The 24756-nt window shown below is 70.0% G+C and carries 24 protein-coding genes; 4 read left to right on the forward strand and 20 right to left on the reverse strand.

The annotated features are described in order from the left end of the window. Positions 1 to 116 precede the first annotated feature (116 nt). From BIV25_RS30860 to BIV25_RS30910, 11 genes are all read right to left on the reverse strand, one after another. Entirely contained in the window at positions 117 to 2969 is a 2853-nt protein-coding gene (locus BIV25_RS30860) for an RNA helicase (protein ID WP_071375760.1), read from the reverse strand. Positions 2970 to 3053: 84 nt separating this feature from the next. Further along, positions 3054 to 4004, reverse strand: coding sequence for a twin-arginine translocase subunit TatC (gene tatC / locus BIV25_RS30865; protein WP_079176991.1), 951 nt, complete (start codon positions 4002 to 4004; stop codon positions 3054 to 3056). 47 nt (positions 4005 to 4051) lie between these two features. Continuing rightward, complete coding sequence (gene tatA, locus BIV25_RS30870; RefSeq protein WP_071375762.1) at positions 4052 to 4330, reverse strand: Sec-independent protein translocase subunit TatA; 279 nt, start codon at positions 4328 to 4330, stop codon at positions 4052 to 4054. Positions 4331 to 4588: 258 nt separating this feature from the next. Beyond that, positions 4589 to 4783, reverse strand: a complete 195-nt coding sequence (locus BIV25_RS30875) for a hypothetical protein (RefSeq protein ID WP_071375763.1) — start codon at positions 4781 to 4783, stop codon at positions 4589 to 4591. A gap of 10 nt (positions 4784 to 4793) precedes the next feature. Next, on the reverse strand, positions 4794 to 5087 hold the full coding sequence (locus BIV25_RS30880) for a hypothetical protein (RefSeq protein ID WP_071375764.1): 294 nt from the start codon (positions 5085 to 5087) through the stop codon (positions 4794 to 4796). Between the two features lie 167 nt (positions 5088 to 5254). After that, the gene (locus tag BIV25_RS30885; protein WP_071375765.1) at positions 5255 to 6235 is read right to left on the reverse strand and encodes a YafY family protein; all 981 of its coding nucleotides are present in this window, start codon (positions 6233 to 6235) and stop codon (positions 5255 to 5257) included. A gap of 16 nt (positions 6236 to 6251) precedes the next feature. Then, on the reverse strand, positions 6252 to 7205 hold the full coding sequence (locus BIV25_RS30890) for a YafY family protein (RefSeq protein ID WP_071375766.1): 954 nt from the start codon (positions 7203 to 7205) through the stop codon (positions 6252 to 6254). Between the two features lie 119 nt (positions 7206 to 7324). Beyond that, complete coding sequence (locus BIV25_RS30895; protein ID WP_071375767.1) at positions 7325 to 7696, reverse strand: FKBP-type peptidyl-prolyl cis-trans isomerase; 372 nt, start codon at positions 7694 to 7696, stop codon at positions 7325 to 7327. 84 nt (positions 7697 to 7780) lie between these two features. Then, the gene (locus BIV25_RS30900; RefSeq protein WP_071375768.1) at positions 7781 to 8785 is read right to left on the reverse strand and encodes an FKBP-type peptidyl-prolyl cis-trans isomerase; all 1005 of its coding nucleotides are present in this window, start codon (positions 8783 to 8785) and stop codon (positions 7781 to 7783) included. A 142-nt stretch (positions 8786 to 8927) separates the two neighbouring features. Further along, the gene (gene pafA / locus BIV25_RS30905) at positions 8928 to 10289 is read right to left on the reverse strand and encodes a Pup--protein ligase (protein WP_071375769.1); all 1362 of its coding nucleotides are present in this window, start codon (positions 10287 to 10289) and stop codon (positions 8928 to 8930) included. Between the two features lie 9 nt (positions 10290 to 10298). Next, positions 10299 to 11558, reverse strand: a complete 1260-nt coding sequence (locus tag BIV25_RS30910; RefSeq protein WP_071375770.1) for an MFS transporter — start codon at positions 11556 to 11558, stop codon at positions 10299 to 10301. A 120-nt stretch (positions 11559 to 11678) separates the two neighbouring features. Between BIV25_RS30910 and BIV25_RS30915 the strand changes: the two genes are divergently transcribed. Further along, the gene (locus tag BIV25_RS30915; RefSeq protein WP_071375771.1) at positions 11679 to 12695 is read left to right on the forward strand and encodes a LacI family DNA-binding transcriptional regulator; all 1017 of its coding nucleotides are present in this window, start codon (positions 11679 to 11681) and stop codon (positions 12693 to 12695) included. Between the two features lie 74 nt (positions 12696 to 12769). Here the strand turns inward: BIV25_RS30915 and prcA are convergent, their stop codons facing one another. The 6 genes from prcA to arc all read right to left on the reverse strand — a co-directional run bounded on the left by prcA (position 12770) and on the right by arc (position 18925). Continuing rightward, positions 12770 to 13525 carry a proteasome subunit alpha gene (prcA, locus tag BIV25_RS30920; protein WP_071375772.1) on the reverse strand — a complete coding sequence of 252 codons (756 nt, stop codon included), beginning with the start codon at positions 13523 to 13525 and terminating at the stop codon, positions 12770 to 12772. A gap of 64 nt (positions 13526 to 13589) precedes the next feature. Further along, positions 13590 to 14435: a proteasome subunit beta gene (gene prcB, locus BIV25_RS30925; protein WP_071375773.1), complete on the reverse strand. Its 846-nt coding sequence runs from the start codon at positions 14433 to 14435 to the stop codon at positions 13590 to 13592. Further along, the gene (locus tag BIV25_RS47910; RefSeq protein ID WP_079176992.1) at positions 14387 to 14980 is read right to left on the reverse strand and encodes an endonuclease VII domain-containing protein; all 594 of its coding nucleotides are present in this window, start codon (positions 14978 to 14980) and stop codon (positions 14387 to 14389) included. The genes prcB and BIV25_RS47910 overlap by 49 nt, the downstream gene beginning before the upstream one ends. Positions 14981 to 15023: 43 nt before the next feature. Next, positions 15024 to 15242, reverse strand: coding sequence for a ubiquitin-like protein Pup (locus tag BIV25_RS30930; protein ID WP_030608326.1), 219 nt, complete (start codon positions 15240 to 15242; stop codon positions 15024 to 15026). 172 nt (positions 15243 to 15414) lie between these two features. Beyond that, positions 15415 to 16926 (reverse strand): depupylase/deamidase Dop, encoded by a 1512-nt coding sequence (gene dop / locus BIV25_RS30935; protein ID WP_371273083.1) that lies wholly within the window; start codon positions 16924 to 16926, stop codon positions 15415 to 15417. Positions 16927 to 17158: 232 nt separating this feature from the next. Next, complete coding sequence (gene arc / locus BIV25_RS30940; protein ID WP_071375775.1) at positions 17159 to 18925, reverse strand: proteasome ATPase; 1767 nt, start codon at positions 18923 to 18925, stop codon at positions 17159 to 17161. 523 nt (positions 18926 to 19448) lie between these two features. On the opposite strand from arc, the gene BIV25_RS30945 reads away from it, so the two are divergent. Continuing rightward, positions 19449 to 19751: a ferredoxin gene (locus BIV25_RS30945; protein ID WP_071375776.1), complete on the forward strand. Its 303-nt coding sequence runs from the start codon at positions 19449 to 19451 to the stop codon at positions 19749 to 19751. A 33-nt stretch (positions 19752 to 19784) separates the two neighbouring features. On the opposite strand, the gene BIV25_RS30950 is transcribed toward BIV25_RS30945, so the two are convergent. The 3 genes from BIV25_RS30950 to BIV25_RS30960 form a co-directional block, all read right to left on the reverse strand. After that, entirely contained in the window at positions 19785 to 20357 is a 573-nt protein-coding gene (locus BIV25_RS30950) for a hypothetical protein (protein WP_071375777.1), read from the reverse strand. A gap of 245 nt (positions 20358 to 20602) precedes the next feature. Next, positions 20603 to 21505 carry a tRNA (adenine-N1)-methyltransferase gene (locus tag BIV25_RS30955; RefSeq protein ID WP_067050546.1) on the reverse strand — a complete coding sequence of 301 codons (903 nt, stop codon included), beginning with the start codon at positions 21503 to 21505 and terminating at the stop codon, positions 20603 to 20605. A gap of 44 nt (positions 21506 to 21549) precedes the next feature. Then, on the reverse strand, positions 21550 to 22965 hold the full coding sequence (locus tag BIV25_RS30960; RefSeq protein WP_071375778.1) for a site-2 protease family protein: 1416 nt from the start codon (positions 22963 to 22965) through the stop codon (positions 21550 to 21552). Positions 22966 to 23142: 177 nt separating this feature from the next. On the opposite strand from BIV25_RS30960, the gene BIV25_RS30965 reads away from it, so the two are divergent. Together BIV25_RS30965 and BIV25_RS30970 are read left to right on the forward strand one after the other, a co-directional pair. Further along, positions 23143 to 24033, forward strand: a complete 891-nt coding sequence (locus BIV25_RS30965) for a RecB family exonuclease (RefSeq protein ID WP_071375779.1) — start codon at positions 23143 to 23145, stop codon at positions 24031 to 24033. 14 nt (positions 24034 to 24047) lie between these two features. Then, complete coding sequence (locus BIV25_RS30970; RefSeq protein WP_071375780.1) at positions 24048 to 24719, forward strand: response regulator transcription factor; 672 nt, start codon at positions 24048 to 24050, stop codon at positions 24717 to 24719. Positions 24720 to 24756 lie beyond the last annotated feature (37 nt).

Here is a 24756-nt window from a genome sequence, read left to right on the forward strand (position 1 = left end):
CTTCAGGGCATGCGAAAGCGACTCACCGTAACGAGTGAGCAGAAGGGCAGCGCCCTAAAGGGGCGCGGGGAACTGCGCGATCAACCACAGCCCGCCCGCACCCGCGAACGGCCAGGTCACCCCACGGACGAGTAGGCGACCACACCCCGCAGCAACTGATCGACAGCCTTGCGCGCAGCCTTCGCCACGGTCGAACCCCCGGAGGGAGACGCCGCCGAGATCTGCCCCAGCACGTCGATCACCTGCTTGCACCACCGCACGAAGTCACCGGCCGGCATCTCCGCCTCGCGCAGCACCTCGTCGAGCCCCTTGCCGGAGGCCCACATGTACGCGGCCCAGGCGAAGCCGAGGTCCGGCTCGCGCTGGCCGACGCCCTCGGTCTGGTTGATCCGGAAGTCCTCCTCCAACGCGTCCAGCCGGCCCCAGATCCGGACCATCTCCCCGAGCGCGGCCTTCGCCTTGCCGGACGGGAGCTTCGGCGCCATCGCGTCGTCGCTGAGCCGTGCCTCGTACACCAACGCCGAGACGCACGCGGCGAGTTCCGCGGGAGCGAGGCCCTCCCAGACGCCGGCACGCAGGCATTCGCTGGCCAGCAGGTCGAGTTCGCCGTAGAGCCGGGCGAGGCGCTTGCCGTGTTCGGTGACCTCGTCGCCGCGCAGGTAGTCCAGCTCGGTCAGCAGGGCCACGATGCGGTCGAAGGTGCGCGCGATGGTGTTCGTACGCCCCTCGATCCGGCGTTCCAGCTGCGAGGTGTCGCGCAGCAGCCGGTGGTAGCGCTCGGCCCAACGGGCGTGGTCCTCGCGGTCGTCGCAGCCGTGGCAGGGATGCGCGCGGATGGCCGTGCGCAGCCGGGCGATCTCTCGGTCGTCGGCGGCCTGCGAGCGCTTCTTGCGGGCCCGCTCCGGCGGGACGTGCCCGGCCTTGGAGCGCAGCGCGGAGGCGAGGTCCCGACGGGACTGCGGCGAGCGCGGGTTGAAGCTCTTCGGGATCCGCATCCGGTCCAGCGGTTCGACCGGCACCGGGAAGTCCATCGACGCCAACCGCTTGACCTGCCGTTCGGCGGTGAGCACCAGTGGGCGCGGGCCGTCGTGGTGGTCGAAGCCGCGGTGGCCGGTGGCCCGGCCGGCGGGCAGGCCCGGGTCGAGCACGAGAGCGAGGCCGGCGTACTTGCCCGTGGGGACGTGGATGACGTCGCCCGGCTTGAGCTTCTCCAGGGCGGTGGCGGCCTCGGCGCGCCGCTGGTTGGCGCCCTGCCGGGCCAGCTCGGTCTCGCGGTCCTTCAGCTCGCGGCGCAGTCGCGCGTACTCCTCGAAATCGCCGAGGTGACAGGTCATCGACTCCTGGTAGCCGGCGAGTCCCTCTTCGTTGCGCTGCACCTGGCGGGAGATCCCGACGACCGACCGGTCGGCCTGGAACTGCGCGAAGGAGGTCTCCAGCAGCTCGCGCGAGCGGGACCGGCCGAACTGCTCGACCAGGTTGACCGCCATGTTGTACGACGGCTTGAAGCTGGAGCGCAGCGGGTACGTACGGGTGCCCGCGAGACCGGCGAGGTGCTCGGGGCTGATGCCGCGCTGCCACAGCACGACGGCGTGGCCCTCGACGTCGATGCCGCGGCGCCCCGCGCGGCCGGTCAGCTGCGTGTACTCGCCCGGCGTGATGTCGGCGTGCTGCTCGCCGTTCCACTTGACGAGCTTCTCCAGCACCACCGAGCGGGCGGGCATGTTGATGCCGAGGGCGAGCGTCTCGGTCGCGAAGACGGCCTTGACCAGACCGCGCACGAACAGTTCCTCCACGACCTCCTTGAAGGTCGGCAGCATGCCCGCGTGGTGCGCGGCGATGCCCCGCTCCAGGCCCTCCAGCCACTCGTAGTACCCGAGGACGTGCAGGTCCTCGGACGGGATGGCGGCGGTGCGCTCCTCGACCAGGGCGCGCACCTGTTCGCGCGCCTCCTCGTCGTTGAGCCGCAGGCCCGCGTACAGGCACTGTTGTACGGCGGCCTCGCAGGCGGCGCGGCTGAAGATGAAGGTGATGGCGGGGAGCAGGCCCTCGGAGTCGAGACGCTCGATGACCTCGGGGCGGCCCGGCGTCCACACGCGCGAGCGCTGTCTGCGCTCCCGCTCCCGGTCCGCCTCGCGCATCGCCCGGCCGCGGCGGCGGTCCTGGTACGACGGTCTGGTGGCCTCCATGCGGGCCAGCCGGACGAGGTCGGGGTTGACGGCCTTCTTGTGGCCCTCGCCTTCCTCGAACAGGTCGTACATCCGGCGACCGGCGAGCACGTGCTGGAACAGCGGGACGGGCCGGTGCTCGGAGACGATCACCTCGGTGTCGCCGCGGACGGTGTCCAGCCAGTCGCCGAACTCCTCGGCGTTGGAGACGGTCGCCGACAGCGACACCAGCGTCACGGACTCGGGCAGGTGGATGATCACCTCTTCCCAGACGGCGCCGCGGAAGCGGTCGGAGAGGTAGTGCACCTCGTCCATGACCACGTGGCCGAGGCCGAGGAGGGTCTGGGAGCCGGCGTACAGCATGTTCCGCAGGACCTCGGTGGTCATCACGACGACCGGGGCCTCGGAGTTCACGCTGTTGTCACCGGTGAGCAGGCCGACCTTTTCGGTGCCGTAGCGGCGGCACAGGTCGGCGTACTTCTGGTTCGACAGCGCCTTGATCGGCGTCGTGTAGAAGCACTTCCTGCCCTGCTGGAGGGCGAGGTGCACGGCGAACTCGCCCACGATCGTCTTGCCCGAGCCGGTGGGGGCGGCCACCAGCACGCCCTTCCCCGCTTCGAGCGCCTCGCAGGCCTCGATCTGGAAGGGGTCGAGGCCGAAGTCGTACATCTCGCGGAAGGACGCGAGCGCGGTGGCCTGCTCGGCTGCCCGCCTGCGGGCTGCCGCGTACCGCTCGGCCGGTGAGAGGTCCTCTGTCATCGTGCTTTCGAGCGTACCGGGCCCCACTGACAACCGGACGATCATTATCCCGATCGTGTGCCACGCGATACGGCGCTGCCCCCGTCCACCTGGGCGGGGGCAGCGTGCGCGGCTCGGTGCGGGTGGGGATCAGGTCACGTCGTCGTATCCGTTGACCCGGTCCGTGCCCGGCTGTTCGGGCAGGGCCCGGCTGGCCGGGACCGGCTCGACCTCGTCGATGGCCTCGGGGGTGAGGTCCAGCTCGGAAGCCTCGTCGTCGGCGGGGCCCGCCTCCGCACGGCGGCGCCTGCGCTTGTCGTTCATCAGCGAGAAGCCCGTCGCGGCGAAGTACAGCAGCCAGATCGGCCCGGCCAGGGCCAGCATCGACAGCGGGTCGGTGCTCGGCGTGGCCACGGCCGCGAAGATCGTGATGCCGAGGATCATGCCGCGCCACCACCCGAGCATGCGCTGGCCGCTCAGGATGCCGGTGAGGTTGAGGAAGATAAGCAGCAGCGGCAGCTCGAAGGAGAGGCCGAAGACGATCACCATGCGCGTGACCAGCTGGAGCAGGTCATCCAGCGGCAGCAGGTTCTTGATGCTGCCGCTCGGCGTGAAGTCGATCAGCACCTTCGCCGTGGTGGGCAGCACCTCGTACGCGAAGAAGGCGCCGGCGAAGAACAGCGGGGCGCCGATGAGGACGAAGGCGTAGGCGTACTTCTTCTCGTGCCGGTGCAGACCGGGCGCGACGAAGGCCCACAGCTGGTACAGCCAGATCGGCGAGGCGGTGACGACACCGGCCATCAGCGAGACCTGGAGGGCCAGGGTGAACGGCGCGAGCAGGCCGTTGATGGTGATCTCCGCGCACTGGTGACCGCTCTTGGTCTTCGCCAGTTGCTCGAAGCTCTGTGCGCAACCGACCGAGTCGAGGATCGGCTTGGTCAGGAAGTTGATGATGTCGTTGTAGAAGAAGGCGGCGACGATCGTCACGACGACGATGGCCAGCATTGCCTTCGCGAGCCGGTTGCGGAGCTCACGGAGGTGATCCGCGAGAGGCATACGCCCCTCGGGATCCTTCTCCTTCTTGCGGGCAGGCTTGGGCAACCCACGTCCTCATCTCGTGCGGCAGGCCGGTGGCTTCCGGCGCTGCGTCAGCGCTGGGTGGTGTCCGTCGGCTCGTTGACCGGGCGCGAGCTGGTCACGTCGCCGGGGGCCGCCTGGATGGTGCGCTGGGACTGGGCCTGCTCGTCGGAGGCGGGCGCCTGGGCGGAGGCGTTGCCCTCCTCCTTCATCGCCTTGGCCTCGCTCTTGAGGATCCGCGCGGACTTGCCGAGCGAGCGGGCCATGTCCGGAAGCTTCTTCGCGCCGAACAGCAGGAAGATGACGACGAGGATGAGAATGATCTCGGGGGCTCCGAGCCTTCCGAACATAAGTCTTTACCTTCTCACCGAGGCGGCTGGGGTGGGATGCTGTCCGATCAGTCGGACATGCGTCCGATGGTCGTGCTGGCAGCGATCGTAACGCCGGGGGGTAAACACGAAGCAATCCCCTTGCGTACTCCCGTCCACGGCACGGGCCTCGTTCTCCGCACCGCGACAAGCAGCGTACCTGTCCCGATGGGCAGCATGACAGGCCGAAGGGGCCCGGGCACGTGCGTCGCGGCGCTCACAGGAGTCCCGCGGGCGGGCTCACAGGGAATCGGCGGCACGGGCCGCGCTGACGGCCGCCCGCTCCAGGTCCTCGGCCGCCCTGCTGATCCGGCGACCGGAGTCGGCGACCTGTAGTCCGAGGCGCCGCGCCGCCAGGAAGACCCGGACGGCGAGCACCCCCAGGACGACGAGACCCAGGAAACCCAGCGCTACCGCACACATCGGCCAGAACATGACGTCGAGACTAGACGGTGGAGTGCAGACGCAGCGTCCTGACCCCACCTCCGGTGAGCAGCTCGACAATGCGCTCACCGGCCGGTTTGCGCACGGCGGCGCCGCAGTCGGGGCAGGTGAAGGAGTAGAACGTCGTACGGCTGGAGGCGCCGATGGCCAGGCGCAGCGCGCTCGCGGCGAGCTCGAAGCGGCCCCGGCAGTCCGGGCAGCCCGCCTTGAACATCACGGGGACGACTCTTCGCATCCCGGCGAAGGCGGATGCCACGGTCATGCCACCAGCAGTGGTCACCGGAGACTCGGTCATGGGCCTGCTCCTCCTTGTGATGGTTCGCCAGCCGTCGTGCGTGATGTGCCGTGACGTCCCGTGCCGCGGCTGCCGCGCGTCCTTGCGGCCGCGCGTCGTGGCCGGCCGCGCCCCGCGGCGGAGCCGTACCTCTCCCACGGCCCCGCGCCCCTGCGGGGGCGCCGCCCTCACTCCGCGTATGCCGCCAGAGCCTCTCCGGCTGCCCTCCGGGCGCTCTCCGCCAGCTCCGGCGGAGACACGATCCGGCCGTCGGCGCCGAGCCGTAGGGCGAGACGGCGCAGGGAGGCCGGGTCGGGAGTGCGCAGAGTGATACGCAGCCCGCCGTCGGGACGCTCATCGGCGCTGTCGTGCGGGTAGTACTCGGCGACCCAGCGGCCGCCGGGGCCGACCTCGACCACCACCTCCGGGTCCTCGGCGGCCGGCTGCACCAGGGCCTCGGAGAGGTCCCGCAGCTCTATCTCGGGCGGTGCGGACGGCTCGTCCAGGATCCGGATCTCGGCGACCCGGTCGAGCCGGAAGGTACGCCGGGCCTCGGAGCGGCGGCACCAGGCCTCGACGTAGGTGTGACCGACGCTGACCAGGCGGATGGGGTCGATCTCGCGCTCGGTGACCTCGTCGCGGGCCGGGGAGTAGTAGCGGATCCACAGCCGGCGGCGCTCGGAGATCGCCCGGTCCACATCGGCGAAGACGCCGCCCTCGGACTCGAAGGTCACCGACAGCCGGGAGCTGGCGCCGGCCGTCTCCCCGGCCGCGGCCTCCACCTTGGCGGTGGCCCGCAGCAGGGCCTGGCGGTCGCCTTCGCGCAGGCCGGGCAGGGTGGCGACCGCACGGGCGGCCACCAGCAGGGCCGTGGCCTCGTCGGCGGCGAGCCGCAGCGGCTCCGCGGCCTCCTCACCGAGCGCCGCCGGGTTGTGCCACCAGATGCGCTCGCCGTCGGTGTCGATGTCCAGCAGGTCGCCTCCGCGGAAGCTGGTGCCGCACATCGGCAGCAGATCGAGGTCCGAGACCAGCTCGTCCTCGGTGATGCCGAAGGCGCGGGCGACGTCCGCGATCCGCGCGCCGGGGCGCTCCTTGAGATAGGTGACCAGGGACAGCATCCGCCGGGTCTGGTCGATGGCGTTCACGGGCCTGACCGGTTTGCCTGCCACAGTTCCGCTCCCCCACTCAGCCCTTGGCCACGGCGCGCAGCCGCTCCACGACGTCCGCGCGCAGCTCGGCCGGCTCCAGCACCACCACGTCCGGCCCGAACTCCACCAGCCAGGCGTCCAGGCCGTGCCCGTACGGAATCTCCAACTCGTCCCAGCCGTCGCCGAGTTCCCGGACCGCGGTGGCCTTCGCCCGAAGGGGGTACCCGGAGCCGGAACGCAGCCGGATCAGTGCCGAGCGGTCGGCGATCTCGCCCGCCCAGCTCGCGACGGTCTCGCGCACGGTGACCACGTCCGGCACGGGCACGGTGAAGCCCGTGCCGCGCGAGCGGACCCGCCCGGTGATCCGGGACAGCCGGAAGACGCGCTCGGCACCCCGGTCGCGGTCGAAGCCGGCCAGGTACCAGTGCCCGCGCCAGCACTCCAGGGCCCACGGCTCCACATGCCGGGGCTCGGGGTGGACGGCGGAGGCCTTGCGGTACTCGAAGAGGACCGGGCGGCGGTCGCGGCAGGCCAGCATCAGCGGCTCGAACGCGGCCTCGTGCACCGGGATACGGGGTTCGAGCGCGCCGTGCGCCTCGTACGGATCGACGTCCTCCGGGAGCCCCGCGGCCCGCAGCTTCTGCAGGGCGCCGCTCGCGGCGCCGGCGAGCCGGGCCTGCTGCCACACCTTGGCGGCCAGGCCGAGCGCGGCGGCCTCCTCGGCGTCCAGGGTGATGGGCGGCAGGCGGTTGCTGTCGCGGCGGGCGAGGTAGCCCACCTCGCCGTCCAGGTTCTCGACCGTGTCGATGACCAGGCCCAGCTCGCGCAGGTCGTCCTTGTCCCGCTCGAACATGCGGTTGAAGGAGTCGTCCGAGCCCGCCTCCAGATAGGCCTCGACGGACCCCCGCAGCTCACGCTTGCTCAGCGGCCGGCGCGCCCCCAGCAGGCACAGCGCGAGGTTCATCAGCCGCTCGGCCTTGGCAATGGCCATCGACGCCCTTCGCCTCCCCTTTTCATGCTTCCGACCGACGACCGTACCGCTCCTCGGTGCGGTGGCAAAAGCGAGGGCCCATGCCCGGGCAGGCATGGGCCCCAACCGATCGGATCCGATCAGACGGCGAGGAGGTCGACCACGAAGATCAGGGTCGAGCCCGCCGGGATGAGCGGGCTCGGGCTCTGGTCGCCGTAGGCGAGGTGGGCGGGGATGGTCAGCTGGCGACGGCCGCCGACCTTCATGCCCTGGACGCCCTGGTCCCAGCCCTTGATGACCCGGCCGCCGCCCAGCGGGAAACGGAACGGCGAGTTGCGGTTCCAGCTCGCGTCGAACTCCTCACCCGTCTCGAAGGTGACGCCCACGTAGTGCACGGTGACGTTCTGACCGGCCACGGCCTCCGCCCCGTCACCCTCCCAGATGTCCTTGATCTCAAGGTCCTTCGGGGGCTCGCCGCCGGGGAAGTCGATCTCGGGCTTCTCGATGCTCACGTCAAAGCTCCTGCTTGTGTACGACACGAATCACGGACAGTCTTTCATCCCCGCGGCCCCACCACCCGCCACCGGGACCCGGGGCTACATCGCGGCGAGCACGTCCACCGTGAACACGAGGGTGGCGTTCTTCCCGACGGGCCCGCCGCTCGGCGGGGTGTCGCCGTATCCCAGCTCCGGCGGGACCACGATCAGCACGCGGCTGCCGACCTTCTTGCCGGTCAGGCCCTGCGCCAGGCCCTTGACCGTCTGCTGCATCCGCTCCAGCGAGAACTGGGCGAGCCGGCCCGAGCCGTACGTCCGCTGGAACGTCTTGCCGCCGTCCCAGACCAGGCCCTGGAACTGGCACAGCACCGTCTGGTCGGCCTTCAGCTCCTCGCCGTCGCCCTCCAGGACATACGTCGACACGAGCTTCTTCGGCGGGTCGGTCTTCGGAACCGTGACCTTCGGGACCTCGCCGTCGGTGTTGGTGGCCACCTTCGGCAGCGCCGCGTCGCTCTGCGCGACCGCCTTGCCCGTGACGGAGCTCTTGGAGTTGTACGACTCGATCACGTCGATGACGAACACCAGGGTGTCGGTGCCCTTGATGCCCGCCTGCGGCTCACCGGACGGGCCGTAGCCCCACGTGGGCGGGACGGCGATCTGGACGCGGCTGCCGACCTTCTTGCCCGTCAGGCCGTACCGCCAGCCGTCGATGATGCTGCCCTGCGCGAGCTGCATGACCAGCGGGCGCTTGCGGTCGTAGGAGTTGTCGAAGACCTTGGCCGTGTCCCAGATCTGGCCCAGGTAGTTCGCCTTGATGAAGTCGTTCTCGGCGACCGTGCGGCCGCTGCCCGCGATCACCGTCCTGACCGCGAGGTTCTTCGACGGCTCGCCCGCGCCCTTGGCGACCGTCGGCTTCTCGCCGAACTTCGTGCCCGCCGTGATCGCCGGCAGCGGTCCCGCCACGATCTTCGGCGGAGGTGCCGTGGACACCGAGGGCGTCGGCGAGGCACTCGTCTTGCTGGAGGCGGACTTGTTGTCACCGCACGCGGAGAGCGTGACCAGTCCCGCGGGAACGGCGGCGAGGAGGAGCGAGCGTCGGCGCACGGAAGGCCTCGTAATCGGTCGATCTTGTGGATTGGCGTGCGCGCAACTCTACGACGCGAGAAGGGCGCCGTACGGGAAACGTACGGCGCCCGTGTGGCGTTCCGGCATTGCGGTGCGGAAACGCTCGACTCGGAATGCTTCGTCACATTCCGGCGATGAGCTTCTCCACCCGGTCGTCCACCGAACGGAACGGGTCCTTGCACAACACGGTGCGTTGTGCCTGGTCGTTGAGCTTCAGATGGACCCAGTCGACCGTGAAGTCCCGGCGCTGCTCCTGTGCCCGGCGGATGAAGTCGCCGCGCAGACGGGCCCGAGTGGTCTGCGGCGGAACCGACTTGCCCTCGAAGATCTTCAAGTCGTTGCAGACCCGCGTCGCTTGACCCTTGCGCTCCAGCAGGTAGTACAGGCCACGCCGGCGGTGGATGTCGTGGTAGGCGAGGTCTATCTGCGCGACCCGCGGATGCGACATGGTCATGTTGTGCTTGGCCCGGTACCGCTCGATGAGCTTGTACTTCATGACCCAGTCGATCTCGGTGCCGATCCGGTCCAGTTCCTCGGTCTCGATCGCGTCGAGCGTGCGGCCCCACAGCTCCAGGACCTGGGCGACCGTGCCGGTGCGGATGCCCCGGCGGTCGCAGAAGTCCACGGCCTTGTCGAAGTACTCGCGCTGCACCTCCAGCGCGGAGGCCTCCCGGCCGCTGGCCAGCCGCACCTTGCGGCGGCCGGTGATGTCGTGGCTGACCTCACGGATCGCCCGGATCGGGTTCTCCAGGGTCAGGTCGCGCATCACGGTGCCCGCCTCGATCATGCGCAGCACCAGGTCGGTCGCCCCGACCTTGAGCAGCATGGTCGTCTCGGACATGTTCGAGTCGCCCACGATGACGTGCAGCCGGCGGTAGCGCTCCGCGTCCGCGTGGGGTTCGTCGCGGGTGTTGATGATGGGCCGCGAGCGGGTCGTGGCCGAGGAGACGCCCTCCCAGATGTGCTCGGCACGCTGGCTGACGCAGTACACGGCGCCGCGCGGCGTCTGGAGCACCTTGCCCGCGCCGCACAGCAGCTGCCGGGTGACCAGGAAGGGGATGAGGATGTCCGCGAGCCGGGAGAACTCCCCGTGCCGCGCCACCAGATAGTTCTCGTGGCAGCCGTAGGAGTTGCCCGCCGAGTCGGTGTTGTTCTTGAAGAGGTAGACGTCGCCTGCGATTCCCTCCTCGTGCAGGCGTCGTTCCGCGTCCACCAGGAGTCCTTCGAGAATGCGCTCGCCGGCCTTGTCGTGGGTGACCAGTTCGATCACGTTGTCACATTCGGGTGTCGCGTATTCCGGATGTGAGCCCACGTCGAGATAGAGCCGGGCGCCGTTTCGCAGAAAGACATTGCTGCTGCGGCCCCATGACACGACACGGCGGAAGAGGTACCGCGCCACCTCGTCAGGCGACAGGCGGCGCTGTCCCCTGAACGTGCACGTGACGCCGTACTCGTTCTCCAGCCCGAAAATGCGGCGGTCCATGACTGAACATTACGCCCGATCCCCTGAGCTGAAACGGGGTTCGACAGCACGATTTGGATCAGTTTCCGATGAAGCCGCAACCACCGCGCCCCGCGCGGGAGCTGCGAGGACCCGCCCGGTGCCGAGCAGGACCAGCAGCGACACGGCGCCCGCGACACCGGGAACGGCGAAACCCCACACCGTGCCCCCGGCCTGGACCACCGGACCGGCGAGCCCCGTACCGACCGAGGCACCCACGGTGAACGTGGTGACAAGCCAGGAGAACGCCTCGGTGACCGTGCCCCTCGGCGCATGCCGGTCGACGATGATGAACGCACAGGCGATACAGGGCGCGAGGAACACGCCCGAGACGACCGAGAGCAGCACCATGGACGGCGCGCCCGGCACCAGCATGAGCGGCAGGTAACACACCGCCAGAAGCGCCACCAGGAGCCGCAGTCGCCGCTCGGGCGCGCCGGACCACTGGCGGGCCCCGTAGACCGCGCCGCCGACCAGCGCGCCGAGGCCCAGCCCGGCCATCATCCAGCCGTAGACCGCGTCACCGCCGTGCCCGTCGGCGTACGACACCGACGCGACCGTGATGGAGCCGAGCGCGATACCGACGAACAGGAAGGCACCGAGCAGGGCGAGCAGGCCGGGCGAGCGCAGGGCGCCGAGCCAGTGGGCCTCGCGCGGAGCCGAACGCCACGCGCGCGAGGGCGGCGAGACGACCACCGAGAGCGCGCCGAGGACACCGAGGACGTTCAGCACGAGCAGGGCGGCGCGCGCGTCCCACACGGACGCGCACAGGGTCACCAGCAGCGGCCCGACGGTGAACATCACCTCCTGCGCGATCGCGTCCATGGCGTACGCGGTGTGCACCTGCTCCTCACCGCGCAGCACGGACGGCCACAGCGCACGCAGGCCGCCCTCCAGGGGTGGCGCGAACAGACCCGCCGCCGCGACGGACGCATAGGCGAGGGGCAGCGGACCGGTGCCGCAGAAGGCGAAGACGGCCATGCAGGCGGCGGCGAGGACCGCGGCAGGCAGCTGGACACGCGGCTGCCCGTACAGGTCCACGAGCCGGCCCAGCACCGGCTGTCCGACCGCGTTGGCGACGCCGTACACGGCCGCGAGAGCACCGGCGAGGCTGTAGGTGCCGCCCTCGGCGCGCACGAACAGCACCAGGGCGATGGCCGCGGTCGCGTTGGGCAGCCGGCCGACCAGCGTGCCGGTGAGCAGCCGCAGCGCGTGCCGCGCCCGGAGTATCCCCAGGTATCCGGTGGCCATGTCCTGCCCTTCAGCAGCTCGCACGCGGAGCCTCGCGCACCCCACGTGTTACGTATAACGTCCTCCCTCATACGTACCATGTGCGCTGTTCGGACGTCCAGGTGAAGGAGCGCAACCGCGGTGGCACGCAGCAGCACGCGACCGACCAGCCGTGACGTCGCCCAGGCGGCCGGGGTCTCGCAGGCCGCCGTCTCCCTCGTCCTCGGCGACAAATGGCGCGGACGCGTGTCCGAAACCACCGCCCAACGAGTCCGCGAGGCAGCACGCGAACTCGGCTACCGGCCCAACCTCGCCGCCCGCAACCTCCGCCTCGGCCGCACCCGCACCGTCCTGCTCGTCGTCCCCGCCCTGACCACGGAATTCTTCGCAGGCGTCTACACCGGCGCCGCACGCGTGGCAGCCGAGCACGGCTTCGGCGTCGTGCTGTACCCCTCCCCCGAGGGCATCGGTCCCGCCCGCGACCCCTTCGCCTCCGCACAGGCCGCCCTGGACGGCGTCCTCGCCTCCTCCATGGCCGCCGACGCACTCACCGCCATCCGGGGCGACCAACTCCCCCTCGTCATGCTCGACAGCGACCCGGAGGGCAGCCTGGGCGCCGCCACCGTCAACCTGGACATCGCCGACGGAGTCCGCCAGGTCACCGACCACCTGCTGGACCTCGGCCACCGCCGGATCCTGCACCTCGCCGCGGACGTACCCTCCTGGACCTTCGAACTGCGCGCACGGGAACTGGCCACACGCATGGCGGCCGTACCCGGCACCGAGGTACGCACCGCCCGCGCCCCCATCTCCATCGAAGGCGCCCTGAACGCGACCGAGACCGCACTCACCACACCCGGCCCACGCCCCACGGCAGTCGTCTGCGACGACGACAAACTCGCCGCCGGCGCCTACAAGGCCGTACGCCGCCTCGGCCTGCGCATCCCCGACGACATCTCCGTCACCGGACTCGACGACCTCGCCCTGGCCACCGCCATCGACCCCGAGCTGACGACCGTACGACTGGACGCCGAGCTCTTCGGCGAACGCGGCATGCGGGCCCTGCTGGCGGTCCTGGAGGGCGCCGTGCCCGAGAGCGGCGACATTCCGGTCCACCTGGTCGTCCGAGGCTCCACGGCGCCGCCACCGGGCCGCTGAGCGAGCCCGGAGAGACGGATGTGCCCCAGCCGGGACAACGGCCGGGGCACACCTGAGCGGAACGGGGCGGCAGGCTACTCCTCGCCCGACTCCTCGGCCTCCTCGGCGCTCTCCGCCTCCGTGGCCGCACCGTCCGCCTCCAGCAGACGAGCGAGCTGCCGGCCGACGATGCGCTTGAACTTGCGCTTCTGCGGCCGCGTACGGTCCAGCACCGCGACCTCCAGGCGGTCCGCGGGAATCTCCCGCTGCGTGCCGTTGGACTCGCGGGACAGGGCCTGCACGGCGAGCTTGAGCGCCTCGGCCAGGCTCATGCCGTCGCGGTGCTCACGCTCCAGATAGGTGGCGATCTGCTCCGGGTTGCCGCCCACCGCGACCGAGCCGTGCTCGTCCACGATGGAACCGTCGTGCGGCAGCCGGTAGATCTGGTCGCCCTCGGGGGTCTCCCCCACCTCGGCGACGATCAGCTCCACCTCGTACGGCTTCTCGGCGGCCGAGGAGAAGATCGTGCCCAGCGTCTGGGCATAGACGTTGGCGAGACCACGCGCCGTGACGTCGTCACGGTCGTAGGTGTAACCACGCAGGTCGGCGTAGCGCACGCCGCCGATGCGGAGGTTCTCGTACTCGTTGTACTTGCCGGCGGCCGCGAAACCGATCCGGTCATAGATCTCGCTGAACTTGTGCAGCGCACGGGACGGGTTCTCGCCGACGAACACGATGCCGTCGGCATACTGCAGCACGACGAGGCTGCGACCGCGGGCGATGCCCTTGCGGGCGTACTCGGCCCGGTCGGCCATGGCCTGCTGGGGTGAGACATAGAACGGCGTCGACACCGGTTATCCGTCCCTTTCTGTCGTGGTCACTGGATCACCTTGATAAGAACCGGGGCCCGCCGCCTCAGAGCAGGGCGGCCTTGGGGCCGTCGGGCTCCTCCAGACGGCGCTGGAGCACCGCGCGGGACAGCTCGGAGGCCTCGTCCTCGGTGAGCCGGCGGAAGCCGTCCTCGGTGATCACGGTGATGATCGGGTAGATCCGGCGGGCGACATCGGGACCACCGGTCGCCGAGTCGTCGTCTGCCGCGTCGTAGAGGGCCTGGACCACCAGCGTGGTGGCCTGCTCCTCGGTCAGGTCGTCACGGAACAGCTTCTTCATCGCACCGCGAGCGAAGATCGAGCCGGAGCCCGTCGCCGCGAAGTTGTGCTCCTCGCTGCGGCCGCCCGTGACGTCGTAGGAGAAGATGCGCCCCTTCTCGCGGTCCAGGTCGTACCCCGCGAAGAGAGGCACCACGGCCAGGCCCTGCATGGCCATGCCGAGGTTGGAGCGGATCATCGTCGACAGCCGGTTGGCCTTGCCCTCCAGGGACAGCTGGGCACCCTCGACCTTCTCGAAGTGCTCCAGCTCCAGCTGGAAGAGCTTGACCATCTCGACGGCCAGACCGGCGGTACCGGCAATACCGACCGCCGAGTACTCGTCCGCCGGGAAGACCTTCTCGATGTCCCGCTGCGCGATGACATTGCCCATCGTCGCCCGCCGGTCACCGGCCAGCACGACACCGCCGGGGAACGTCACGGCCACGATGGTCGTACCGTGCGGTGCCTCCAGCACGCCCTGGGTGGCCGGCAGCCGCCGGTTGCCCGGCAGCATCTCGGGCTGGTGCTCGGAGAGGAAGTCCATGAACGAAGAAGAGCCCGGCGTCAGGAAGGCAGCTGGTAGACGCCCGGTGCCACGAGTATTGGCTTCCACGAGTTTCCTTCCAGATAGGCAGCGGCACGGCGTACGGCGTCGGGGTCGTCACCCAACTTGCCGATGGCCGAGTTGCAGTTGAAGCACAGTACGCCTCGGACCCTACCCGTCTTGTGGCAGTGATCCACATGCACGGGCAGGGCATCCAGGCAGATCGCACACAGGCCGCGCTGGGCGGCGATCATCGCGTCGCGCTCGGCTTCGGTGAGGCCGTAGTTGCGCTTCAGGTGATCAGCACGCGACTTCGCTGCCCGGCAGGCCTTACAACTCGTTGACAGGCCATCGGAAGCTGTTGCGTTACGGTGCCACTCATTGTGCGGCTTGATCTCCCCGCAACTCCGGCAGAACTTGTGGCCCTCGGGCGTCTCGACACGCGGCCTGACGTTCTTGCCCTTTGCCAACTGCCGGGCGTGGTGGTACTCCGCCCAGCAATGACGACAGTAGGCCTGTAGCCCATCACGGGCCGACTTGTTACTGGCGAAGGCTGCTCGCGGCTTCGACTTCTTGCACCGCGAGCAGCGCTTCGCCGCCTCCTCGACTCCCACTTAGCCCCCGAGACCCAGCCTTTGATTCGAAGGAGAATGTGGCCTACTGGCCACCCTTCTGAACGAATGAGCGCACGAAGTCCTCTGCATTCTCCTCGAGCACATCATCGATTTCGTCCAGGACGGAGTCCACGTCATCCGACAACTTCTCGTGCCGCTCCTTGAGGTCCTCCGAAGCCTGCGCGTCCTGCGCCTGCTCCTCGACTTCCTCGGTGGAACGTGTGGCCTTCTGCTGGCCGCCGCCGGTGTCCTTCGTTGCCATAACCCTCACCCCGCTCAGTTCGCCTGCCGATCGGTGATGATCAGACCCTACAAGCCGGGTCCGACATCGGCCCCGCAGTTTCCACAACGTGCGGGGGCCACCTCGATGATTCCCGGACGGCGGGTTTTCCACCCTGTCCGCCCGGGGCGCCACGGCTGTCCGCCGGCCGCGCTCAGCCGCCCGACAACACCCTGACCAGGTCTTCTGCCGTGCGGCAGCGGTCCAGGAGCTCCTTGACGTGATTTCGCGTTCCGCGTAGCGGTTCCAGGGTTGGAACGCGCTGGAGGGAGTCGCGGCCGGGCAGGTCGAAGATGACCGAGTCCCAGCTCGCGGCGGCGACGTCGTCCGCGTACTGCTCCAGGCAGCGGCCGCGGAAGTACGCGCGTGTGTCCTCCGGCGGCTTCGTGCGGGCCCGGTCGACCTCGGACTCGTCCAGCAGGCGCTTCATGCGGCCGCGGGCCACCAGACGGTTGTAGAGGCCCTTCTCGGCGCGTACGTCGGCGTACTGGAGGTCGACCAGGTGGAGCCGGGCCGCGTCCCAGTCGAGGCTGTCGCGGCGGCGGTAGCCCTCCATGAGTTCTCGCTTGGCGACCCAGTCCAGCTCGCCGGCGAGGCTCATCGGGTCGTTCTCGAGCCGGTTGAGGGTGTCCTCCCAGCGGGCCAGGACGTCCTTGGTCTGTTCGTCGGCGTCGGCGCCGTAGCGCTCCTCGACGTACTTGCGTGAGAGCTCGAAGTACTCCATCTGCAGTTGGACCGCGGTGAGTGTGCGGCCGCTGCGGAGGGTGATCAGGCGCTGGAGGCCGGGGTCGTGGGAGACCTGGTGGAGGGTGCGTACGGGCTGGTCGACCGCGAGGTCCACCGCGATGAAGCCGTCTTCGATCATGGACAGCACCAGGGCGGTCGTGCCCAGTTTCAGGTAGGTCGAGATCTCCGACAGGTTCGCGTCGCCGATGATCACGTGGAGTCGGCGGTATTTCTCGGCGTCGGCGTGCGGCTCGTCGCGGGTGTTGATGATCGGGCGTTTGAGGGTCGTCTCCAGGCCGACCTCGACCTCGAAGTAGTCGGCGCGCTGGCTGAGCTGGAAGCCGTGCTCGTGTCCGTCCTGGCCGATGCCGACGCGGCCCGCTCCGGCGAAGACCTGGCGGGAGACGAAGAAGGGCGTGAGGTGGCGCACGATGTCCGAGAAGGGGGTTTCCCGTTTCATCAGGTAGTTCTCGTGCGTGCCGTAGGAGGCGCCCTTGTTGTCGGTGTTGTTCTTGTAGAGGTGGATCGGCTGGGCGCCGGGGAGCTGGGCGGCCCGCTCTGCGGCCTCGGCCATGATCCGTTCGCCGGCCTTGTCCCACAGGACGGCGTCGCGGGGGTTGGTCACCTCGGGGGCGCTGTACTCGGGGTGGGCGTGGTCGACGTACAGCCGGGCGCCGTTGGTGAGGATCACGTTGGCGAGGCCGATGTCCTCGTCGGTGAGCTGGCTGGCGTCGGCGGCCTCCCGGGCGAGGTCGAAGCCTCGTGCGTCCCGCAGCGGGTTCTCCTCCTCGAAGTCCCAGCGGGCCCGGCGGGCCCGGTGCATCGCCGCCGCGTAGGCGTTGACGATCTGGGACGAGGTGAGCATGGCATTGGCGTTGGGGTGGCCGGGGACGGAGATCCCGTACTCCGTCTCGATGCCCATTACTCGCCGTACGGTCATGCGGCCCTCCTTGCCCGGCGGCACCCTCGGTCGTGGGCGCCGCTCACGTACCACCGGGGCTCCGGTGCGTGCGCGGTGCCCGTCCCCGCACGGCGCGACTCGGCGGCAGGAACGAGCCTAGAACGCCTTTGCGCTGGTGGGGAGATCATTTGCGTCATTGCCTGCTCCGGTCGTGGCCGGAAAAACAGAGGGCTGCGGGTACCCGGTGAGGGCACCCGCAGCCGCCCTGCTTTTACAGGTACTGACCGGTGTTTGCCACCGTGTCGATGGAGCGTCCTGTGTCCGCGCCCTGCTTTCCGGTGATGAGGGTGCGGATGTATACGATCCGTTCGCCCTTCTTTCCGGAGATGCGGGCCCAGTCGTCGGGGTTGGTGGTGTTGGGCAGGTCCTCGTTCTCCTTGAACTCGTCCACGCAGGCCTGGAGGAGGTGGGAGACGCGGAGGCCCTTCTGGGTCTTTTCGAGGAAGTCCTTGATGGCCATTTTCTTGGCGCGGCCCACGATGTTCTCGATCATGGCGCCGGAGTTGAAGTCCTTGAAGTAGAGGACTTCCTTGTCGCCGTTGGCGTAGGTGACTTCCAGGAAGCGGTTCTCCTCGGATTCGGCGTACATCTGCTCGACCGCCGTCTGGATCATGCTCTGGACGGTGGTGGTCTTGTCGCCGCCGTGTTCGCCGAGGTCGTCGGCGTGCAGCGGGAGGCGTTCGGTGAGGTACTTGCCGAAGATGTCCTTGGCCGCCTCGGCGTCGGGACGCTCGATCTTGATCTTCACGTCGAGTCGGCCGGGGCGCAGGATGGCGGGGTCGATCATGTCCTCGCGGTTGGAGGCGCCGATCACGACCACGTTCTGCAGGCCTTCCACGCCGTCGATCTCGGCGAGCAGCTGGGGGACGATGGTGTTCTCCACGTCCGAGCTGACGCCGGAGCCGCGGGTGCGGAAGAGGGATTCCATCTCGTCGAAGAAGACGATGACGGGGGTGCCCTCGCTGGCCTTCTCGCGGGCGCGCTGGAAGACGAGGCGGATCTGCCGCTCGGTCTCGCCGACGTACTTGTTGAGGAGCTCGGGTCCCTTGATGTTCAGGAAGAAGCTCTTGCCTGCGGCTTGGCCGGTGACTTCGGCGACCTTCTTGGCCAGCGAGTTCGCGACGGCCTTGGCGATGAGTGTCTTGCCGCAGCCGGGCGGGCCGTAGAGCAGCACGCCCTTGGGCGGGCGCAGCTCGTGCTCCTTGAACAGGTCGGGGTAGAGGTAGGGCAGCTCGACCGCGTCGCGGATGGCCTCGATCTGGTTGCCGAGGCCGCCGATCTGGTCGTAGCCGATGTCCGGAACCTCTTCGAGGACGAGTTCCTCGACCTCGCTCTTGGGTACGACCTCGTAGACGTAGCCGGAGCGGGGTTCGAGCAGGAGGGCGTCGCCGGGGCGGATGGTGACGTCCAGCAGTGGCTCGGCGAGCCGGACCACCCGCTCCTCGTCGGTGTGTCCGAGTACGAGGGCCCGCTCGCCGTCCTCGAGGATCTCCTTGAGGGTGACGATGTCGCCGACGCTCTCGTACTCCATGGCCTCGACCACGTTGAGGGCCTCGTTGAGCATGACTTCCTGGCCGCGCCGCAGGTCGTCGAGGTCGACGCTTGGGCTGACGTTCACCCGGAGTTTGCGGCCGCCGGTGAAGATGTCGGCGGTGCCGTCCTCGTTCGCCTGCAGGAAGACGCCGAAGCCGGCGGGCGGCTGGGCGAGCCGGTCGACCTCTTCCTTGAGGGCCACGATCTGGTCGCGGGCCTCGCGGAGGGTGTTGGCCAGTCGTTCGTTCTGGGCGGACACGCCGGCCAGGTTCGTCTGTAGCTCGACGATCCGCTCTTCGAGAATCCTCGTGTGCCGCGGAGAGTCGGCGAGCTTGCGTCGCAGGACGGCGATCTCCTGCTCAAGGTAGGCGATCTGCCCGGCCGGGTCGTCGGACCCTCGTCCCGGGCGGATGCCGCGGTTCATGTCGTCGTCGTGGGCTGCCACGGTCCTCACCTCCTCCAAGGGGAGCTGGACGCTTCCAGACCCTACCTGGGTGGGTGTCGATTGAAACCCCTAGATCACCAAGACTGTCAAGGTGTGTCGTCGGTCACCCGATGCGCTCTCCCTCGCACGGAGGGGATACCCACTCAACGTGATGTGGAAGCAGCTTGTTCCGGGCATCGCGTGGTCGAATTCCTTCAAAGCTGGCCGGAGTTGTCCGCTCAGGGCTGGTCGGCCCGGACGTGGGCAGCGTGCCGTGCGCCCGCATGTCATCACGCAGAGCGACGGTCCGGGTGGACGGTGTCACCGTCGGTCCGGCCTGAAGTGGTCGTTCCCCTGGCGGGGACCCTCCTGTCCCGGTCGGGCCGTCGTACCCGCGTGTGATCGTGCGGAAACCCGGTCACCGGCGGAAGAGGGCTCAAAAGCGGCGGAGGTAGGGTCGAGGGGTGTTCAACAGCCGCTGGAGCGGACCTGGCTGGCGCTCCCGGCGTCGCGGGCCGTGCGGCGCATCGAGACGGCAGGAGAGGTGACCGTGCAGCAGGAGGCCCCGGGGGGCGAGGCGCTGGAGGTCTGGATCGACCAGGACCTGTGTACCGGCGACGGGATCTGCGCCCAGTACGCCCCGGAGGTGTTCGAGCTGGACATCGACGGGCTGGCGTATGTGAAGGGCGCGGACGACGAGCTGCTGCAGAGTGCGGGGGCGACGACGCCGGTGCCGCTGCCGCTGCTCGTGGACGTGGTGGACTCGGCCAGGGAGTGTCCCGGCGAGTGCATTCATGTGCGGCGTGTTTCGGACAGGGTCGAGGTGTACGGGCCCGACGCGGACTGAGTCCCCGCCGGGTCCTGGGCCGGTCGCCGCGGGTCAGACGCTGTGGGTGTCGGCGGGTGTGGAGCGGACGAACGTGCTGCCGCTCCATTTCCAGGTGACCGGGGTCTTCACGTCGGGGCAGCAGTTGGGCACCGTGTCCGAGGAGTAGCCGAGCAGGGTGGCGCCGACGGCTCCCGCGCGCAGGAAGAAGCCGGTGACGGTGTACCGGTCCTGGGGCTTCACGAGGGTGGCGACCACGCGTGGCCTGCCGCCGTCGGAGGGGCGGGTGACGACGTAGACGCCGTCCGGCGGGGTGCCCATGGCGGTGTCGCAGTGCACCACGGCGACCGTCTCGGGTCTGCCGTCCCCGTCCAGGTCCCCGCTGGCCTTCTTCACCACCACCGCTTTCACCGGGCCGCAGTTCAGCGGGAAGGCCACGCCGTCGGTGCCCGGCGGGGTGACGGCCGCGTGGGCGGCTCTGGGCTGTGTGCCGGTGGCGGCCGTGGCGGAGCCGGGCTGTACGACCGAGGAGAGGGCCACTACGCCGGCGACGGCGGTGGCCGTGGCGACCCAGTGGATGGGCCTGGTCTGGGTGTGGGCGAGCTCCGGGACGGCGGATTGCTGCACGAGGAGTGTCTCCTGTGAGGGCTGTGCCGGTGGGGTGGCCAGCATGGTGCCACACGTCACAGTGCGGGGGAACGGCGGGGTCCGGGATTCCCGTGGGCGCAACGCCCGCGTGCGTGCGGGTCGTACGCACCGTGGGGGACGGGGAACCCTGGCACCGCGTCAACGAACGGGCGCCGTGCCCGAGTTCCCGGTGGCTGGTGGGAACTCGGGCACGGCGCCCTCACGTTGAGCCGTGTGTGCGGCCGTCAGCGGCCGGTGCCGCCGTCGGCGTTCGGTCCGGCGTAGTCCTCGCCGTAGGCGCCCTTGGCGGGGCGGCGGCGGCGCATGGGCGGCTCGACGCCGTCCGCGAGGCGGCGGGCGGTGAGCAGGAAGCCGGTGTGGCCGATCATCCGGTGGTCCGGGCGGACGGCCAGGCCCTCGATGTGCCAGTTGCGGATCATGGTCTCCCAGGCGGTCGGCTCGTTGAAGCAGCCGATCTCCCGGATGGACTCCACGGTCCGGGCGAGCTGGGTGGTGGTGGCCACGTAGCAGCACAGGATGCCGCCGGGGACGAGCGCCTTGGAGACGGCCTCCAGGCACTCCCAGGGGGCGAGCATGTCGAGGATGACGCGGTCGACGTCGGTGTCGGACAGGTTGTCCTGGAGGTCGCCGACGGTGAGCTGCCAGGCGGGGTGCGGGCCGCCGAAGTAGCGCTCCACGTTCGCCTGCGCGATCTCGGCGAAGTCCTCGCGGCGCTCGTAGGAGTGCAGCATGCCCTGGTCGCCGATGGCGCGCAGCAGGAAGCTGCTGAGCGAGCCGGAGCCGACGCCGGCCTCGACGACGCGTGCGCCGGGGAAGATGTCGGCGAAGGCGAGGATCTGTCCCGCGTCCTTCGGGTAGACGACGGCTGCCCCGCGGGGCATGGACAGGACGTAGTCGGGGAGCAGGGGGCGCAGCGCGAGGTAGGCCACGTTGCCGGTGGTGCGGACAACGCTGCCCTCGGGAGCACCGATCAGTTCGTCGTGCGGGAAGGAGCCCTTGTGGGTGTGGAAGTTCTTCCCTGCTTCGAGCGTGAACGTGTAGTGGCGGCCCTTGGGGTCGGTCAGCTGAACCTGGTCCCCGACCTTGAAGGGCCCGCGCCTGCGGGCGGCACCGGTCGGTTCGGACATGTGAACAGACTACCGGGCCCGGCGGGGGCCGCCGACCACTGCGGCTAGGCGGAGGGGCGGGCCATGGCCCTGACGAAGGCGCGCTCGACGTCGGCCGCGGACAGGACGCCGTAGATCTCGCCGGTCTCCTCGACGACGAGGTACTCGGTGGCCGGGGTGGCCCGCAGGACGTCGAGGAGGTCCTCGCCGGCCAGTTCGGCGGAGACGCGCATGCCGTCGGTGAGGTCCTGGGCGAGGCCGCTGACCGCGACCCAGGGGCGGCGGTGCTCGGGTACGCCGACGATGGCGGCCTCGCGGACGAGGGAGAGGGGGTTGCCCTCGGCGTCGACCACGACCAGGGCGCGGGCGCCGGCGGCGTTGGCGCGGCGCAGGGCCTCGGAGAGCGGGGTGTCGGTCTGTACCGGTACGGCCCGCCGGGTGAGGGTGCGGGCGCGCAGTTCGGGGAGGTGCTCGCGCAGCCGGGCCATGCGCAGGCTGTTGCCGGCGCCGGTCCAGATGATCGCGGCGAGGATGGCGGCGAGCAGGGCGTCGGTGACGGTGTCCATGCCGTTGGCCTCGGTGCCGTCGCCGCCGAGCGCGCCGGACTGGTTCATCAGCGGCAGGCCGATCAGGACGGCGACGGCGAGTGCGCGGCCGACCCAGGCGGCGGCGACGGTGCCGCTCATGGGCTTGCCGGTGATCTTCCAGACGACGGCGCGGAGCATGCGGCCGCCGTCGAGGGGCAGGCCGGGCAGGAGGTTGAAGATCGCGACGATCAGGTTGGAGATCATCAGTCCCGCGAGCAGGACGCCGGGCACGGAGCGGGGCTCGACGGGCTGCATGGCGAGGTAGAAGACCCCGGCGAGGACGAGGGAGAGCAGGGGGCCGACGAAGGCCAGCACGAACTCCCGGCCCGGGGTCTCGGCCTCCTTCTCGATCTCGGAGACACCGCCGAAGAACTGGAGCTGGATGCGGCGGACCGGGAGCTTGAAGCGGATCGCGGCGACGGTGTGGGCCAGTTCGTGGACCAGCACGGAGGTGTAGAAGGCGACGGCGAAGAACAGGGAGACCAGGTAGCGGGCGGCACCGAGTTCGGGCAGCACGCGGTCGAGCTGGCCGCCGAACACCCAGGTGATCAGCGCGGCGACGAGGAACCAGCTGGGCGCCACGTACACCGGCACCCCGAAGGGACGCCCCATGAGGATGCCGCCGCCCGGCTCCTTGGGCCGGGGCTGCGGCGGCTCGCCCTTGGCGATGCCGGAGTGGGCGAGGGAGCGGTGTTCGGTGGGACGGGCACCCGTGTCGGTGTCGGTGGCGGCTTCGGGGCGTCGCGGGGTGTCCGCGCGGTCGTCGGCGTCCTGGGCGCCGGTCTGCCGGGCGCTGTCGTCCGCGGCGTCCTCGGGGGCCGGAGGAACCGCGGGGTGCTCGGTCGGCTCGTCGTCGCCGGGCCGTGGCTGCCCGCTCCCGCCGCTCACGTCCACGGTGTCCCCTCGTTCGAAGCGTCTTCCGCACCTGCCGGCCGGAAGGGTCCGGTGTCGATGGTATGCGGCCGTGGTGACGTGTTTCGCCCCGGCACCCCTTGTGTTCGCCGTGTGGTCGCGGGGCCGGTCAGGGCAGCGGGTGGGTCACTGTCAGTGGCGGGCCGTAAGGTCTGTGGCATGGACAGCAGCTTCGAGGGCGCGGCGGCCGAACGCGTCGCCACGGCGCCCACCTCCCTGTCGCCCTCGCGGGCCGGCGACTTCATGCAGTGCCCGCTGCTGTACCGGTTCCGGGTGATCGACCGGCTGCCGGAGAAGCCGAGCGCGGCGGCGACGAGAGGCACGCTGGTGCACGCCGTGCTGGAGCGGCTGTTCGACGCGCCCGCCGGGGAGCGGACCGCGCCGCGGGCCAAGGCGCTGATCCCGGGGCAGTGGGACCGGCTGCGGGAGAGCCGGCCGGAGGTGACGGAGCTGTTCGCCGACGATCCGGACGGTGAGCGGCTGGCGGGCTGGCTCGCGGAGGCCGAGCGGCTGGTGGAGCGCTGGTTCACGCTGGAGGATCCGACGCGGCTGGAGCCCGCGGAGCGGGAGCTGTTCGTCGAGGCCGAGCTGGAGTCCGGGCTGCGGCTGCGCGGGATCATCGACCGGGTCGACGTGGCGCCGACGGGCGAGGTGCGGATCGTCGACTACAAGACCGGCAAGGCGCCCCGGCCCGAGTACGCCGAGGGTGCGCTGTTCCAGATGAAGTTCTACGCGCTCGTGGTCTGGCGGCTGAAGCGGGTGGTGCCGCGCCGCCTCCAGCTGGTCTATCTGGGCAGCGGGGACGTGCTGACGTACGACCCGGATCCGGCCGATCTGGAGCGGGTCGAGCGCAAGCTGCACGCGCTGTGGGAGGCCATCCGGCAGGCCACGGAGACCGGCGAGTGGCGTCCGCGCCCGACCAAGCTGTGCGGCTGGTGCGACCATCAGGCGCACTGCCCGGAGTTCGGCGGCACTCCCCCGCCGTATCCGCTGCCGGTGAGGGCGGCCGAGTCGGAGGCGGGGTCGCAGGGCAGAATGGGCCCGGACTAGCGAAGGAGTGTCACGTGGCCATCCGCGTCCTACTGGTCGACGACCAGCCCCTGCTGCGTACGGGTTTCCGGATGATCCTGGAGGCCGAGCAGGATCTCGCGGTCGTGGGCGAGGCCGGTGACGGCCTGCAGGCTCTCGATCAGGTACGGGCTCTGCAGCCGGACGTCGTGCTGATGGACATCCGTATGCCGCGGATGGACGGTGTGGAGGCGACGCGGCAGATCACCGGGCCCGACCGGTCCGGACCGGCGAAGGTGCTGGTGCTGACCACGTTCGACCTCGACGAGTACGTGGTGGAGGCGCTGCGCGCCGGGGCCAGTGGCTTCCTGCTGAAGGACGCCCCCGCCAACGAGCTGGTGCAGGCGATCCGTGTGGTGGCGGCCGGCGAGGCGATGCTGGCTCCGAGCATCACGCGTCGTCTGCTGGACAAGTACGCGACGCATCTGCCCTCCGGCGAGGAGCCCGTGCCGGACACCCTGCACACGCTCACCGACCGCGAGGTGGAGGTGCTGAAGCTGGTGGCGCGCGGGCTGTCCAACGCGGAGATCGCCGCCGATCTGTTCGTCAGCGAGACGACGGTGAAGACACACGTGGGGCATGTGCTGACCAAGCTGGGGCTCCGGGACCGGGTGCAGGCGGCGGTGTACGCGTACGAGAGCGGGCTGGTCCGCCCCGGCGCGCAGTAGCGGCGGGGAACGTACGACGGCGAAGGGCGCCCCTTCC

The sequence above is a fragment of the Streptomyces sp. MUSC 14 genome, assembly GCF_001866675.1.
Taxonomy (GTDB): domain Bacteria; phylum Actinomycetota; class Actinomycetes; order Streptomycetales; family Streptomycetaceae; genus Streptomyces.

Bases quoted from the DNA above. Each gene is read 5' to 3' on its own strand.
- BIV25_RS30860 (WP_071375760.1), bottom strand. From the start codon at position 2,969: ATGATCGTCCGGTTGTCAGTGGGGCCCGGTACGCTCGAAAGCACGATG.
- tatA (WP_071375762.1), bottom strand. From the start codon at position 4,330: ATGTTCGGAAGGCTCGGAGCCCCCGAGATCATTCTCATCCTCGTCGTC.
- BIV25_RS30875 (WP_071375763.1), bottom strand. From the start codon at position 4,783: ATGTTCTGGCCGATGTGTGCGGTAGCGCTGGGTTTCCTGGGTCTCGTC.
- BIV25_RS30880 (WP_071375764.1), bottom strand. From the start codon at position 5,087: ATGACCGAGTCTCCGGTGACCACTGCTGGTGGCATGACCGTGGCATCC.
- BIV25_RS30890 (WP_071375766.1), bottom strand. From the start codon at position 7,205: ATGGCCATTGCCAAGGCCGAGCGGCTGATGAACCTCGCGCTGTGCCTG.
- pafA (WP_071375769.1), bottom strand. From the start codon at position 10,289: ATGGACCGCCGCATTTTCGGGCTGGAGAACGAGTACGGCGTCACGTGC.
- BIV25_RS30910 (WP_071375770.1), bottom strand. From the start codon at position 11,558: ATGGCCACCGGATACCTGGGGATACTCCGGGCGCGGCACGCGCTGCGG.
- BIV25_RS30930 (WP_030608326.1), bottom strand. From the start codon at position 15,242: ATGGCAACGAAGGACACCGGCGGCGGCCAGCAGAAGGCCACACGTTCC.
- dop (WP_371273083.1), bottom strand. From the start codon at position 16,926: ATGACCGTACGGCGAGTAATGGGCATCGAGACGGAGTACGGGATCTCC.
- BIV25_RS30955 (WP_067050546.1), bottom strand. From the start codon at position 21,505: ATGTCCGAACCGACCGGTGCCGCCCGCAGGCGCGGGCCCTTCAAGGTC.
- BIV25_RS30965 (WP_071375779.1), top strand. From the start codon at position 23,143: ATGGACAGCAGCTTCGAGGGCGCGGCGGCCGAACGCGTCGCCACGGCG.